Source organism: Herbaspirillum sp. GW103 (assembly GCF_000261365.1).
Classification (GTDB): Bacteria; Pseudomonadota; Gammaproteobacteria; order Burkholderiales; family Burkholderiaceae_D; genus Herbaspirillum.
Genome location: NZ_AJVC01000003.1, coordinates 809,986 through 824,762 on the forward strand (window position 1 = coordinate 809,986; position 14,777 = coordinate 824,762).

The following is a 14,777-nucleotide window of genomic DNA, read 5'->3' on the forward strand; positions in this document are numbered from 1 at the left end:
ACTACTCCCTTCCTTAAAGGAACGTGCGGAGAATAAGGTCTATCCCCCGCACGTCATCCTACCTAGCTATCAGGCTTATTTCAACAGCGACAGCACTTGCTGGGGTGCCGAGTTCGCCTGCGACAGCATGGCGGTACCAGCTTGTTGCAGGATCTGCGCACGGGTCAGGTTCGCGGTTTCCTGCGCGTAGTCGGTATCCATGATACGGCTGCGCGACGAGGTGATGTTCTCGCTCGACACTTGCAGGTTGCTGATGACGGCGCTGAAGCGGTTCTGCACTGCACCGAACTCTGCACGCTTGGAGGAGATCAGGCTGATGGCCTTGTCCAGGTTCTTGATCGCCTTCTGGGCATCGCTCTGTGCCGACGGAGCAGCCACTGCCTTGTCCAGGGACAGCTTGGCGCTGTCCACGGCCTTCTGCAGGGTCACAGCCGAAGCAGCCAGGGCGCTGGCCGACAGCGAGGAGCCGGTGGCGAACAGGTTGTCCAGGGCAGCCTTGGCCGAGGTGTAGGTGGTTTGAGCAGCGCTCACGCCGGAGGTGTCGCCCAGACCGATCAGGCCCTTGGCGCTGGTGCCGATGACGTCGGCCATGGTGCCGTTGTTGGACAGGTCATCCAGAGTGATGGTGATCTGGTCGTTGAGCTTGTTGTCCGACACGTTGGCGCCGACCTGGAAGGACAGGGTCAGCGAAGCCTTGACGTTGGCCGACGAAGAGCCCACGCCAGCCGAAGCACCTTGACCGACACCGGTGAACAGGTTCTGGCCGTTGAAGCTGGTGCCGTTCAGAACGCGGAACACTTCCTGCGACAGCTGGGTGTATTCGTCGTTGAGGGTCTTGCGGTCTTGTGCGCTGTTGGTGCCGTTGGCAGCCTGCACAGCCAACTCACGCATACGTTGCAGGTTGTCGCCGACGGTCGACAGAGCGCCTTCAGCGGTCTGCGCCATCGAGATACCGTCGTTGGCGTTACGCTGTGCAACTGCCAGGCCCTTGATCTGGGCGTTCATGCGGTCGGCAATGGCCAGACCGGCGGCGTCGTCCTTGGCGCTGTTGACGCGCAGGCCCGACGACAGACGTTGGATCGAGGTGTTCAGCGACGCTTGCGACGAATTCAGATTGCGCTGGGTGTTGAGCGACGCAATGTTGGTATTAATGACTGCTGCCATGTTAATTCTCCTAAGATTTGAGACCGATGATCCGAGTTTCAGTGCTTAACTTTGGTCTTCTACCCATGAGCCCCAGGCGTTTCAACCGCTGTTGATTGCTTTATCGGGCAGTCTTGGAAAAAGTTTAGGGTTTGCTGCAAAAAAATCTTTTTCAAGGCTTTCCGACCTAAAACTACGTGCTTTGAAACTCCAAGCACATGTTTTTCGACGGCACTTCAGAAAACTTTAGCGATTTTTTGTTGAAACTGAGAAATTTTGTCCGCCGCTGACAAAAAGCCCCGCTGGTGCTGCGCACAAAGCGGGGCGGTCTCTGGAGAGGGGCGTCTTATCCCTGCATTTTTTTCTGTTGCAAGATGACCAATTCGTCGGCAAGCCGGGTCAGGACCGAGTCCCAGTCACTGATGGCGGGCTGGCGGAACAGGCGCATGCTCGGATACCAAGGGGAGTCGTCGCGATTCTGGAGCCAGCGCCAATCCGGTACATGTGGCACCAGGGCCCAGGTCGGATGGCCGAGGGCACCGGCCAGGTGAACCACGGAGGTGTCGACGCTGATCATCAGGTCCATATTGTGGATGGCTGCGGCGGTATCGGCGAAGTCCGTGCACAGATCGCCCAGGTTGTGAACCTTCTGGTCTGGCGGCAGGGTGCGCAGCCCTTCAGTGGGCTTGCCTTTCTGTAAAGAGTAGAACTCGATGTTCGGCAGGCTGAACAATCTGGCAAATTTGTTCAGGCTGATGGAGCGATGGCGGTCGTTGCCGTGTTCCGGATTGCCGGCCCAGACTACGCCCACACGCAGCTTGCCGGGTGCGGCGCCGCCCATGGCGGCGATGCGCTCGCGCCAGACCTCGACCAGGGCCGGATCGGCTGCCAGATAGCTCGGGAATGCCGGGATGTCTTCCACCGTATCGGTTCCCAGTGCGTAGGGCAGGCTCATGAGCACATAGGCGCAGTCGCAGGGTGGCAGCGGATCGCTTTCGCGGATGAGCGTGATTTCCGGTGTGAAGGACTGGAACAGCCGGTACAGAGGATTCTTGACGTGCAGCGCCACCCGCGCGCCCTGTGCGACCAGCAGCCGGACATAACGGAGGAACTGGATGCTGTCGCCGAAGCCTTGCTCGTGCATCAGGAGGATGTACTTCCCGGCCAGCGAGGACTTTCCATCCCATTTCGGGATGATGCCGAAGAGCTTGTGGATCAACTTGTAGACATGGGCGCGCTCGCGCGTGACCAGACGGCTTTCGTGGCAGGCCCAGCCTTCTTTGAGTTCGCCGTGCAGCAACAGGCTCAAGGCCAGGTTGTGTTGCGCCGTCGGATAGTTGGGGCGCAGCGTCAATGCCTTGCGGAAGTTGGCTACGGCCTCATGGGTGTCGCCGTGATCATGCAGGACCGCGCCCATGTTGTTGTAAGTCAGCGCCTGCCTGGGATCCAGTTCGAGGGCCTTGTTGAAGAGCTGCATGGCATCCTCGAAGCGGTCCTGGGTCGCAAAGAGGCTGGAAGCAAGGCGGATGTAGCTGTTGGGATCCCTGGGGGCAATCTCGATGATGCGTTGCAGGTGCTCGTGCGCTTCGCTGATTTTCTCCAGTTTCAGATAGGCATCGGCGATCTTGATCTGGGCATAGGTGTCTTGAGGGTCGAGCAGGATGGCCGTCTTGAGCGATTCCAGTGCTTCCTTGTACATCTCCATGCCGTAAAACGCCTCGCCCAAGGCGGTATGTCCGGGTGCGAAACTGATGTCCAGTTCCAGCGATTTGAGAATCGTGGCCACCGCCTCCTGATAGCGTTTGGCCTCGACCAGGGCGCGACCGAGGTGGGACAGGGGGCCGGGGGCATCCGGCTCCCGTTTGACCGCGTCCTCGAAGTAGGCAATGGAGGCTTCCGGGTCATTCTTTTCGTGCAGCGCATTGGCCAGGCCGATGCGTGCTGCCCGGTTTTCCCGGTCCAGCGAGATGGCCTGCTCGTACAGCTTGATGGCCTCGTCCACCCGGTCCTGTGCCAGCACGGCGGCGGCCAGGTTGCTGAGGTATTCGGCATTGGCGGGATCGGCCGCAAAGGCCTTGCGCAAATAGTGCTCAGCCTCCGGGTGCAGTCCCTCCTGGGTGGCGATCAGACCGCGCGCGTGATTGGCAAAGACCAGTTCCGGGTCGCGTTTGAGAACGGCCACGCAGATGGCCTTGGCTTGTTCGGTCTGGCGACTGTCCAGCAGATCGAGACTCTTGCGGACATCCAGCAGATCCTGCAGGTTGGCCTTGGCGGCGGCCGGGGCCGGAACGGGTTTGCCGTGCTTGTTGCTGCTCTTGCGCGTCGACATCGAAAGGGGTCCTCTTGGTTGGGCGCATCGCTGGCGCCGGACATAGCTATCCAGCAGGCATGATATGCGCAACCCGTCACTTGCGAAGAGCTGAATAGAAAGCAAAAAACCTCCGTTTTAGGCGGAGGTTGATGCAGCAAGAGACGGCGCGCAGCCTGCTGGAGCGGCTTGCGGCCTGCTCGCCTGGTGCGGGGCGGTGGGCTGCCCCGGGGATCAGTTCCAGCTGCGCAGCAATCCGACGGCCAGTCCTTCGAGGGCGAACTGGTCTTCTTCCGGCTTGACGATGATGGGTTCGAATTCCGGATTCTCGGGGAAGAGGGTGATGACGCTGCCGGTCTTCTGATAGCGCTTGACCGTGACTTCATCGGCCAGACGGGCCACCACGATCTGGCCGTTGCGCGCCTGATCGGCGCGGCGCACTGCCAGCAGATCGCCGTCGAGGATGCCGGCGTCGCGCATGGACATGCCGCGCACCTTGAGCAGGTAATCCGGCTTGGCCGGGAACATGGCCGGGTCGACCTGGTAGGTCTTTTCCACATGTTCCTGGGCGAGGATGGGCGAACCCGCCGCCACCCGTCCGATCAGTGGCAGGCTCAGCTGCATCAGCGCCGGATGGGGCAGGGCCATTTGTCGTGCTGCCACCGATCCTGGGAGCCCGCCGGACTCGCGCAGGCGGATGCCGCGCGAGGTGCCGGGAGAAATCTCGATGGCCCCCTTGCGGGCCAGGGCCTGCAGATGCTCTTCGGCCGCATTGGCGGAGCGAAAGCCCAATTCGGCGGCGATCTCTGCGCGCGTGGGAGGGAAGCCGGTGTTCTCGATGGCGTTCTTGATCAGGTTCAGGATCTGTTCCTGGCGCGCAGTCAGTTTGAGCATGGGGGTGGCCTTTCTCGGAGGGAAGGCTGTCTGGATGAACAGTCTGTATTTTTATACAGGTACAATCCTTGTGTCAACGGCAACATGCACTTTGCGAGGCGGAAAAGGCAATCTTTCTCCTGCATATATATAGGCAGACACATGAGATTTGATGCCGCCAAGTCGGAAAGTGTGGCGCGCTGACCGCTCGATCTCACCGCCGGGGCGGCGTTTGTGGGCTCCGACATTGCCCTGGTGGGCGAAAGCTAGTATGATCTCGGGTTTTCCTCTTCCCACACCCGTCTTGACGCCGGGGTGGGCGTCTTCAATAAGTCCATAAGGAGTCTACATGCGTCATTATGAAATCGTATTTATCGTCCACCCGGACCAAAGCGAGCAAGTGCCGGCGATGATCGAGCGTTACAAGGGCATCGTCACCACCCGCGGCGGCAAGGTCCACCGTGTCGAAGATTGGGGCCGTCGTCAACTGGCCTACCAGATCCAGAAGCTGGCCAAGGCTCACTACGTCTGCCTGAACATCGAAGTCGACAGCGAAACGCTGGCTGAAATCGAAACCGGCTTCAAGTTCAACGACGCCGTCCTGCGCCACCTGACCGTCAAGATGAAGAAGGCCGAAACCGGTCCTTCCCCCATCCTGAAGGCAGTGCAGAAGGAAGACGCGGCCAAGAGCCGTACCGAAGCACCGGCAGCTTAAGCGCTGCGAACATCGCGGAGAGTGAACCAGTTTCAAGTCATCGCCAGCCTGGCAGAACGTGATGTTTTACGTTACACGCCGGCCGGTATCCCGATTGTCACTGCCAGGTTGCAGCATCAGTCGGAACAGATGGAAGCTGGCATGCAGCGTCAGGTCGAATTCGAGATCGCAGCGCTGGCAGCAGGGGAAATCTCCGGTGCCCTCAACAAGGCGGCACTGGGTGAAGTCTTCCGGTTCACCGGCTTTCTGGCCCGCAGGAATCGCAACAGCAAGAGTGTCGTGTTTCATATCGTTGATTTTGGCCCGGTCGCGTCGGATTGAAGACGCAAGGTAGCCAAACAGACCTTACCCAATTTTTAGATACAGGAGCCAACCATGGCATTCGGTAAAAAGTTCGATAAAAGCAAGCTGAAAAACAAGCGTCAACAGCAAAACCCGCTGTTCAAGCGCAAGAAATTCTGCCGTTTCACCGCCGCTGGCGTTGAACAGGTCGATTACAAGGACGTGGACACCCTGAAGGACTTCGTCCAGGAAAACGGCAAGATCATGCCGGCACGCCTGACCGGTACCAAGGCCCACTACCAGCGTCAAGTTGACACCGCCATCAAGCGCGCGCGTTACCTGGCCCTGCTGCCGTACACCGATCTGCACAACGCCTAATCAGCGTCGAGAAATAGGAGAAAAACATGCAAGTCATTCTGTTGGAAAAAATCGTGAATCTCGGCGGTCTGGGTGATGTCGTGCGCGTCAAGGACGGTTTCGCACGCAACTTCCTGATCCCGCAACGCAAGGCCCGCCGCGCTACCGATGCAGCCATCGCTGAATTCGAAGCCAAGCGCGCCGAGCTGGAAAAGGCCGCTGCCGAGAAGCTGGCCGCCGCTCAAGCCCAAGGCGAAAAGCTGGCTGGCGCCACCGTGGAAGTCGCTCAGAAGGCCGGTGTTGACGGTCGTCTGTTCGGTTCCGTGACCAACTTCGACATCGCTGAAGCGCTGGGCAAGAAGGGCTTCGCCGTCGAAAAGTCGCAAGTGCGTCTGCCCAACGGCCCGCTGAAGATCGTTGGCGAACACCCGGTGTCGGTGGCTCTGCACACCGACGTGGTGGTCGACGTCACCATCGCAGTCAAGGGCGAGCAAGCGTAATACGCCTGTTTGCTGCAATTCGTTTTGCAATGGAAAAGCCGGGTTCGCCTGGCTTTTTTATTGTCTTTGCCTCCGGCGTCCCGCTGGCGGTCGTCGCGATCCGCCGGGATGTCGGGGGCTTCATATGGCATTCGTTCATATGAAGCGGCAGGTCGTGCAAAAACGTTCGGCCTGACCTACGGCTTCACATCAGCAGGTTATAATGCGCGCCATGAAAGAATCGTCCCGCGGCAATCCAGAATTTTTCCGTGGCCAGAAGGAGTCCTCCGATCCCCAGATCGATGCGCTCCGCGTGCCGCCACACTCCATCGAGGCCGAGCAGTCGGTGCTGGGCGGCCTGCTGCTGGACAACGCAGCCTGGGACCGCATTGCCGATTTCGTCAGCGCTGACGACTTCTATCGCTACGACCATCGCATCATCTTCGAGCACATCGTCAAGCTCATCAACAGCACCAAGCCGGCTGACGTCATCACCGTCTATGAAGCCATGTCCACCAGCGGCAAGGCCGAAGAGGTGGGTGGCCTGGTGTATCTGAATGCGCTGGCGCAAAACACCCCTTCTGCTGCCAACATCCGCCGCTATGCCGAGATCGTCCGTGATCGCGGTATCCTGCGCAAGCTCATCACGGTGGCCGACGAAATTTCCGGTAACGCCTTCAATCCGCAGGGCAAGGATGTGAAGTCCATGCTGGACGAGGCCGAATCCAAGATCTTCGCCATCGCCGAAGAAGGTTCGCGTGGCTCCCAGGGTTTCATGGAAATCCAGCCGCTGTTGACGCAGGTGGTCGAGCGCATCGACGAACTCTACAACCGCGACAGCTCCAGCGACATCACCGGCGTACCCACCGGCTTCATGGACCTGGACAAGATGACTTCCGGCCTGCAGCCGGGTGACCTGATCATCGTCGCGGGTCGTCCTTCCATGGGTAAAACCGCTTTCTCGATCAACATCGGCGAACATGTGGCCATCGAGTCGGGTCTGCCGGTGGCCGTATTTTCCATGGAAATGGGCGGGGCCCAGCTGGCCATGCGTATGCTGGGTTCGGTTGGTCGGCTGGATCAGCACCGCCTGCGTACCGGCCGCCTGCTCGACGAGGACTGGCCGCGCCTGACGCACGCCATCCAGAAGATGAACGATGCTCAGTTCTACATCGATGAAACCCCGGCGCTGTCGCCCATCGAATTGCGCGCACGTTCGCGCCGCCTGGCGCGTCAATGCGGCAAGCTGGGCCTGATCATCATCGACTACCTGCAGCTCATGTCCGGCAACGGCGGCAGCTCTTCCGAAAACCGCGCCTCCGAAATCTCGGAAATCTCGCGTAGCCTGAAGGGCCTGGCCAAGGAACTCAATTGTCCGGTGATCGCCCTGTCGCAGCTGAACCGCTCGCTGGAACAGCGTCCCAACAAGCGTCCCGTGATGTCCGACCTGCGCGAATCGGGTGCCATCGAGCAGGATGCGGACGTCATTTTGTTCATTTACCGCGATGAAGTTTACAATCCGGACTCGCCCGACAAGGGTACGGCGGAAATCATCATCGGCAAGCAGCGTAATGGCCCCATCGGCAGCATTCGCCTGTCCTTCCTGGGGATGTATACCAAGTACGACAACTATATCGGCAATCTGGCGCAGCCTTACGGCGGCGACTGAGGCCATGGGCGACGCGCCGGTCAGGTGCGTCGCCGGAGGATCACGGGCAGCCTTGGGGCGCCCGTGGCATGCAAGGCGGACGGCTCCCAAGGCCGTTCGTGCAGGACCGGCAGGGCGGGATACCGGCTTCCATGGGGGCAGCCGCAGGCCGGTTCGAAACGGCGCTTGAACCGGGCGCTAACCATTGATGAGAGAGAAAAATGTTTGGACGATTGATGCCGACTGAAGGCAAATTCTTTGACCTTTTCAATCAGCATGCAGAGCTGGCGGTCAAGTGTGCGAAGGAAATGGTAGCGCTGATGACCAATTTCGATGACCTCGAAATCCGTGTGCATGCCATTGAAGCCGTCGAGAAGGAAGCCGACAAGATCACGCACAATGCCATCGAACTGCTGCACAAGACTTTCATCACGCCGCTGGACCGTGATGACATCCACCAGCTGATCACGCGCATGGACGATATCCTGGACCTGCTGGAAGACGCTGCCCAGACCATTTCGCTGTACGACATCAAGTCCATCACGCCGGAGGCCAAGCGCCTGGCCGAGCTGTGCCTGTCCTGCGCCGAGAAGGTGCAGGCGGCCGTGGGCCTGCTGTCGAACATGGACAATTCGCGCCAGATCCTGGCGATCTGCCAGGAAATCGACCGCCTGGAATCCGACGCCGACCACGTCATGCGTGCGGCCATGTCCAAGCTGTTCCGCGATGAACCTGATGTACGCACCCTGATCAAGCTCAAGGCCATCTACGAAATCCTGGAAACCGTCACCGACCGCTGCGAAGACGTGGCCAACATCATCGAAGGCATCATCGTCGAAAACGCCTGATCTGTCGGCGTAGCGGCGATTCCCTCGATTTCCGACGGGGACGCCGCTGCTTTCACACAACGGTTTCCCCATGCAAACAATCCAAATCAGCTTACATATTCTCGCGTTGTTGATCGTCCTGGCCTTGCTGTTCGATTTCATGAACGGTTTCCACGATGCCGCCAACGCGATCGCTACCGTGGTCTCGACCGGCGTGCTGCGCCCGCAGACCGCCGTGGCCATGGCGGCCTTCTTCAATCTGGCCGCCGTGTTCGTGTTTCACCAGCTGCACGTGGCGGCCTCGGTGGGCAAGGGCACCATCGAGCCAGCCATCGTTGACCAGTACGTCATCTTCGGTGCCCTCATCGGTGCCATCTTCTGGAACCTGGTGACCTGGTACTACGGTATTCCGTCCTCGTCCTCGCATGCCCTGATCGGCGGCCTGGTCGGTGCGGCCGTGGCCAAGGCCGGTACCGGGGCGCTGATCTCGGCGGGTCTGTTGAAGACGATTCTCTTCATCGTGCTGTCTCCCTTGCTGGGCCTGGTGTTCGGCTCGCTGATGATGCTTGCGGTATCGTGGATCTTCTACCGCTCCACGCCGCGCAAGATCGACGGCTGGTTCCGGCGCCTGCAATTGCTGTCGGCCTCCATGTACAGCCTGGGCCACGGCGGCAATGATGCGCAGAAGACCATCGGCATCATCTGGATGCTGCTGATCGCCTCCGGCTATTCCTCGCCGGATGCACCGCCGATGTGGGTCATCATTGCCTGCTACTGCGCCATCAGCCTGGGTACGCTCTTCGGTGGCTGGCGCATCGTCAAGACCATGGGCCAGAAAATCACCAAATTGAAGCCGGTCGGTGGTTTCTGCGCCGAAACCGGTGGCGCGATCACTCTGTTCATCGCCACGGCGCTGGGCATTCCGGTCTCGACCACGCACACCATCACCGGCGCCATCGTCGGCGTGGGGGCAGCACAGAAGATGTCGGCCGTGCGTTGGGGCGTGGCCAGCAACATCGTCTGGGCGTGGATCTTCACCATCCCGGCCTCGGCCTTCGTGGCGGCGATCGCGTGGTGGATCGGCGTGCACGTGCTGTAAGTCGTTCCCGTTGGCGCGGCACTCGCCGCGCCGTGCAAAAGCAAAAAGCCACGTTTTCACGTGGCTTTTTGCATTGATGCTGAAGAAAAATGATTACAACACGTCGCTGGCGTGATCGGCCAGGCGCGAGCGTTCGCCCCGCGCCAGGGTGACATGCCCGCTGTGCGCCCAGCCCTTGAAGCGGTCGACCACATAGGTCAGGCCGCTGGAGCCTTCGGTCAGGTAGGGCGTGTCGATCTGGGCAATGTTGCCCAGGCAGACGATCTTGGTGCCGGGACCGGCGCGCGTGACCAGGGTCTTCATCTGCTTGGGCGTCAGGTTCTGGGCCTCGTCGATGATCAAGAACTTGTTCACGAAAGTGCGGCCGCGCATGAAGTTGAGCGACTTGATCTTGATGCGCGAGCGGATCAGATCCTGGGTTGCAGCGCGACCCCATTCACCGGCATCGCCATCGGACTTGTTGAGCACTTCGAGGTTGTCATCGAAGGCGCCCATCCAGGGCCCCATCTTCTCTTCTTCCGTGCCCGGCAGGAAACCGATGTCTTCACCGACCGGCACCGTCACGCGGGTGACGATGATTTCGTTGTAGAGCTTGGTCTCCAGCACCTGCGCCAGGCCCGAGGCCAGTGCCAGCAGGGTCTTGCCGGTACCGGCCTGGCCCAGCAGGGTGACGAAATCACACTCCGGGTTCATCAGCAGGTTCAGCGCGAAGTTCTGCTCGCGGTTGCGTGCAGTGATGCCCCAGACACTGTTCTTGGCATGGCCAAAGTCGCGCAGGGTCTGCAACACGGCGGTCTTGCCGTTGATCTGGCTGACCTGACCGTAGAAGGCCGGCTCGCCATTCTTGGGTTCGATGAAGACGAACTGGTTGACCAGCAGCGACGGCACGTAGGGGCCGGTCACACGGTAGTAGGTATAGCTGCTGCCGTGGCGGCTTTCCTGCCAGGACTCCATGCCTTTGCCGTGCTTGTTCCAGAAGTCATCCGGCAACTGCTGGATACCCGAATACAGCAGGTCGGTATCTTCCAGCACATGGTCATTGAAGTAATCTTCGGCGGGCAGACCGATGGCACGCGCCTTCAGACGCATGTTGATGTCCTTGGAGACCAGCACCACCGGACGGTCCGGATACTGCTGGTCCAGCGCGCGCACCACACCCAGGATTTGGTTGTCGGCCTTGCCCTCGGGCAGGCCTTCGGGCAGGGCGGCGTTCTGCAGCTTGGTCTGGAAGTACAGACGACCCTTGGCATCCTTGTTGCCCAGCTTGGACAAGGGAATGCCCAGGTCGATCGCATCTTCGGCAATATCCGACACCAGCGCATCCAGCGAACGCGAAATCTGGCGCGCATTGCGGGCCACTTCGGACATGCCCTTCTTGTGGTTGTCCAGTTCTTCCAGCGTGACCATGGGCAGGTAGATGTCGTGTTCCTCGAAGCGGAACAGCGAGGTCGGATCGTGCATCAGCACGTTGGTATCCAGCACGAACAGCTTGGACTTGCCCAGCTTGTCGGCCACGCGGCTGGTGGGCGACTTGGGACGGACTTCGGTGCTCTTGGGAGCGACCTTGGGTTTCTCGGCCACGGCGGCAGTCTTGCCGGTGATGCGCGCACGGGGCGCTGCGACCTTGGTGTCGGAGACGTCGGCAACGGCAACTGCAACTTCTTGTGGTGCAACTACGGGAGCGGAGGTTTCAACGAGAGTGATGTTCGGTTTGACGGGCTTGTTGCGATCGGCCTTGGGATAGTCCTCGGGAGACAGCATCGAAGCTGGTTTGCTCGGCATTTTGGGCAGGGGCATCAGGACCTCGGAAGTGGATGAAGAAAACACCGCTTTGTCAGAGCGAACAGGTGAAGCAATACATCAGACAGCAAAGGGAGGGATCTTGCTGCGGGGCCGGGCATGCCAATGAAATCCTTGCACCTGTCGTGCAGCGTGCCGGACGGGTCCGGACGGTATGCCGACAGGCAATGGGCGAGGGCTTGATTGGCCTGGACGGCGAGGGTGGCAAAGTAAAAAGTAAAAAAGCCGTTTCGGCAGGCCTCGGGCCTTAACCTGAAACGGCTTCCAGCAAACGTTTTTCTGTTTGAATTCAATGGCTTGTATCGTTTGACCGCATGGTTGGAACACGTCGCAGGCACTTGCCAGGTACCGGCGCCGCGGCCTGAATCGAAGTCTGCTTCCGGAGGCTGGACGCAGCAGCCTGATGGGCTATTGCGATGCAGCAACCGGACCGTCTGTTCAGGTATGAAACTTCATTCAGGCCAGGGTTTTGATGAAGGACAGCACCTCATCCACGTGTGCAGGAACCTTCACTCCACGCCATTCTTTCACCACTTTGCCTGCGGCGTCAATCACAAACGTGCTGCGCTCCACGCCGCGCACCTGCTTGCCATACATGTTTTTCATCTTCATGACATCGAACATGGTGCACAGGCTTTCGTCGGGATCGGAGATCAGCTCGAAGGGCATGCCCAGCTTGCCCTTGAAGTTTTCGTGGGACTTCAGGCTGTCGCGGCTGATGCCGAAGATTTCGGTATTGGCGGCCTGGAACTCGGGATGCAGGTCGCGGAACTGCATGCCCTCGGTGGTGCAGCCGGGGGTGTTGTCCTTGGGATAGAAGTACAGGACCAGGTTCTTGCCGCGATAGTCGGCCAGGTTGAAGGTCTTGCCACTGGTCATGGCGGCCGAGAAGTCCGGCACGGTCTTGTTCAGGAGGGATGGTCGGTCTGTCAAAGTGGCGCCCCGTAGGTGAAATCTTGTTGGTGGAGGGTTGGCTGGCGGGATTACATGGCCTGCACGATCATCTCGCCTGAACGGCCGGGCAACTCGCCCCAGGCGATCGGCAGGATGGGCAGGACGTCATTCTTGATGCTCTGGTAGTAGTCGCCCATGGACACCAGTTCATAGCCTTGGGCACGCCAGCCGGTGAGCAGTCGTTCGAAAATGGGGCCGAGTTTCTGTCCTTCAAGTTCCGCGTGCAGAGTGAAAACGTGATCACGTGGTTCTTTGGTCAACTGAAGCAAAAACTCAGCGGCATTGTCCGCATCGATCATCTTGCCGCCGATCTCGCGGCCCAGGATTTCGTCCAGCGTGGGCAGCGTGGTCGGCAATTGCACGCAGGACAGCGGTTTGCCGAAGGCCGAGAGGCGATGCGGGCCCGCATCGGCATCGGCCAGGCGGCCATCCTCGCGCAACTGCGCGCGGCCGTCCGAAGAATAGGCCATGCCGAACTGGTCCAGCTGGACGAAGGCGTGCTCATTCATCTGCCAGCCGGCCGCACCGTGGGTACGCGGCGCCTGGCCGAAGATCTCGCGGTAGCGGGCATGGGAACGGTGCATGGTTTCGACCGTCCATTGGGCCGGGGCGGTGCGCACGTCGTCCTGCCAGACGCGGTGGTCCCAGGTATGGATGCCGCATTCGAAGCCGGCGTCCCGGGCTGCGCGCATGAATTGCGCGCAGGTCTTGCCGATATCGGGGGCCGGCAGCAGGGTGCCGTACATCAGGGTCTTCAGGCCGTAGTGTTCCACCACCGAGGTGCGCGAGACCTTGCTGAAGAAACCGGGGCGGAAGATCTGTTTGAGTGCCCAGCCGGTATGGTCCGGGCCCAGCGAAAAGAGGAACGTGGCGCCCGCACCATGGCGACGCAGCTGATTGATCAGGTTGGGGACGCCCACGCGGGTGCCGCGGTAGGTATCGGCGTCGATCTTGAGAGTGAGTTTGGGCAATTCGCTGGACCGGAAAAGAAGGTAATCGGCGGTGGTCCGCCATGTTCTGGGCGTGGCGCCAGGCGTTGGTCTGCGGTGACGGACGACAAGTTGCGAGACTAGCATCCTGCGCGGGATAGAACAATATGCAGCGGCGCAGCATTGAGGGGCAATGCAGTGTCAGCTAAGGGATCTGTTCTGCATTCAAGCAGGCCGGGAAATGAGCAAAAAAGCAAAACCGCGCCGAAGCGCGGTTTGCCTTGGTCCATCTGACAAGCAGACGATCAGTCCATCAGCGCACGAGCCTGAGCCACCTGGCTGCGGTAGGCGTCGAAGATATTGCGCAGGGTGTCGGCCATGGTGGTCTTGGGCGCCCAGTTCAGTTCTTCGCAGGTGTTGGTGATCTTGGGCACGCGGTTCTGCACGTCCTGGTAACCCTTGCCGTAGTAGGCCGCGGAGGTGGTCTCGACCAGTTGCACCTGCTTGGCGGTCTCGGCGTACTCAGGATACTCGGCGGCCAGCTTCAACATCATGTCAGCCAGATCCTTGATGGAGTAGTTGTTGGTCGGGTTGCCGATGTTGTAGATCTTGCCGGAGGCTACGCCGCCTTCGTTGGCGATGATCTTCATCAGGGCATCGATGCCGTCATCGATGTAGGTGAAGGCGCGCTTCTGCTGGCCGCCGTCGACCAGGGAGATGTTCTCGCCACGGACGATGTGGCCGAAGAACTGGGTCACCACGCGCGACGAACCTTCCTTGGGGGTGTGGATCGAGTCCAGGCCGGCGCCGATCCAGTTGAACGGACGGAACAGGGTGAAGTTCAGGCCCGATTCCATGCCATAGCCCCAGATCACGCGGTCCATCAGTTGCTTGGCGCAGGAGTAGATCCAGCGCGGCTTGTTGATGGGGCCGCAGATCAGTTCGGATTCTTCCGGATCGAACTCCTCGTCATGGCACATGCCATAGACTTCCGAGGTCGAGGGGAAGACCAGGTGCTTCTTGTACTTGGCCGCCGAACGCACGATCGGCAGGTTGGCTTCGAAGTCCAGCTCGAAGACGCGCAGCGGGGCATTCACGTAGGTCGACGGGGTGGCGATGGCCACTAGTGGCAGGATCACGTCGCACTTCTTGACGTGATATTCCACCCATTCCTGATTGATGGTGATGTCGCCCTCGAAGAAGTGCATGCGCGACTTGTAGGCCTCGTTTTCCAGAATGTCGGTGATGCGGTCGGTCATCATGTCCATGCCATAGACGTGCCAGTCCGTGGTTTCCAGGATGCGCTTGGACAGGTGATGGCCGATGAAGCCGTTGACGCCGAGAATGAGGACTTTTTTCATAA

The 14,777-nt window shown here is 60.0% G+C and carries 14 protein-coding genes; 7 read left to right on the forward strand and 7 right to left on the reverse strand.

What is annotated here, in order from left to right; translation table 11 throughout:
- Positions 1-75 precede the first annotated feature (75 nt).
- The 3 genes from GWL_RS07235 to lexA all read right to left on the reverse strand — a co-directional run bounded on the left by GWL_RS07235 (position 76) and on the right by lexA (position 4,345).
- Complete coding sequence (locus tag GWL_RS07235; RefSeq protein WP_008328213.1) at positions 76-1,164, reverse strand: flagellin; 1,089 nt, start codon at positions 1,162-1,164, stop codon at positions 76-78.
- Positions 1,165-1,489: 325 nt separating this feature from the next.
- Complete coding sequence (locus tag GWL_RS07240) at positions 1,490-3,472, reverse strand: tetratricopeptide repeat protein (RefSeq protein ID WP_008328215.1); 1,983 nt, start codon at positions 3,470-3,472, stop codon at positions 1,490-1,492.
- A 213-nt stretch (positions 3,473-3,685) separates the two neighbouring features.
- Complete coding sequence (gene lexA, locus GWL_RS07245) at positions 3,686-4,345, reverse strand: transcriptional repressor LexA (RefSeq protein WP_008328226.1); 660 nt, start codon at positions 4,343-4,345, stop codon at positions 3,686-3,688.
- Between the two features lie 328 nt (positions 4,346-4,673).
- On the opposite strand from lexA, the gene rpsF reads away from it, so the two are divergent.
- The 7 genes from rpsF to GWL_RS07280 all read left to right on the forward strand — a co-directional run bounded on the left by rpsF (position 4,674) and on the right by GWL_RS07280 (position 9,731).
- Positions 4,674-5,039, forward strand: coding sequence for a 30S ribosomal protein S6 (gene rpsF / locus GWL_RS07250; protein ID WP_006462645.1), 366 nt, complete (start codon positions 4,674-4,676; stop codon positions 5,037-5,039).
- 21 nt (positions 5,040-5,060) lie between these two features.
- Positions 5,061-5,360, forward strand: coding sequence for a primosomal replication protein N (gene priB, locus GWL_RS07255; RefSeq protein ID WP_008328228.1), 300 nt, complete (start codon positions 5,061-5,063; stop codon positions 5,358-5,360).
- Positions 5,361-5,414: 54 nt separating this feature from the next.
- The gene (rpsR, locus tag GWL_RS07260; protein ID WP_006462643.1) at positions 5,415-5,699 is read left to right on the forward strand and encodes a 30S ribosomal protein S18; all 285 of its coding nucleotides are present in this window, start codon (positions 5,415-5,417) and stop codon (positions 5,697-5,699) included.
- A gap of 26 nt (positions 5,700-5,725) precedes the next feature.
- A complete protein-coding gene (gene rplI, locus GWL_RS07265; protein ID WP_008328229.1) occupies positions 5,726-6,178 on the forward strand; it encodes a 50S ribosomal protein L9 in 453 nt (150 codons plus the stop codon).
- A gap of 202 nt (positions 6,179-6,380) precedes the next feature.
- Positions 6,381-7,826 carry a replicative DNA helicase gene (locus tag GWL_RS07270; RefSeq protein WP_008328230.1) on the forward strand — a complete coding sequence of 482 codons (1,446 nt, stop codon included), beginning with the start codon at positions 6,381-6,383 and terminating at the stop codon, positions 7,824-7,826.
- Positions 7,827-8,026: 200 nt separating this feature from the next.
- The gene (locus GWL_RS07275; protein ID WP_008328231.1) at positions 8,027-8,653 is read left to right on the forward strand and encodes a DUF47 domain-containing protein; all 627 of its coding nucleotides are present in this window, start codon (positions 8,027-8,029) and stop codon (positions 8,651-8,653) included.
- 70 nt (positions 8,654-8,723) lie between these two features.
- A complete protein-coding gene (locus GWL_RS07280; RefSeq protein WP_034350240.1) occupies positions 8,724-9,731 on the forward strand; it encodes an inorganic phosphate transporter in 1,008 nt (335 codons plus the stop codon).
- Positions 9,732-9,824: 93 nt separating this feature from the next.
- Here the strand turns inward: GWL_RS07280 and GWL_RS07285 are convergent, their stop codons facing one another.
- The 4 genes from GWL_RS07285 to GWL_RS07300 all read right to left on the reverse strand — a co-directional run bounded on the left by GWL_RS07285 (position 9,825) and on the right by GWL_RS07300 (position 14,775).
- Complete coding sequence (locus tag GWL_RS07285) at positions 9,825-11,492, reverse strand: PhoH family protein (RefSeq protein ID WP_008328233.1); 1,668 nt, start codon at positions 11,490-11,492, stop codon at positions 9,825-9,827.
- Positions 11,493-11,987: 495 nt separating this feature from the next.
- Positions 11,988-12,464 carry a peroxiredoxin gene (locus GWL_RS07290; protein WP_081486042.1) on the reverse strand — a complete coding sequence of 159 codons (477 nt, stop codon included), beginning with the start codon at positions 12,462-12,464 and terminating at the stop codon, positions 11,988-11,990.
- A 50-nt stretch (positions 12,465-12,514) separates the two neighbouring features.
- Positions 12,515-13,456 carry a polysaccharide deacetylase family protein gene (locus tag GWL_RS07295; RefSeq protein ID WP_008328235.1) on the reverse strand — a complete coding sequence of 314 codons (942 nt, stop codon included), beginning with the start codon at positions 13,454-13,456 and terminating at the stop codon, positions 12,515-12,517.
- 263 nt (positions 13,457-13,719) lie between these two features.
- A complete protein-coding gene (locus tag GWL_RS07300; protein WP_008328236.1) occupies positions 13,720-14,775 on the reverse strand; it encodes a bifunctional UDP-4-keto-pentose/UDP-xylose synthase in 1,056 nt (351 codons plus the stop codon).
- Positions 14,776-14,777 lie beyond the last annotated feature (2 nt).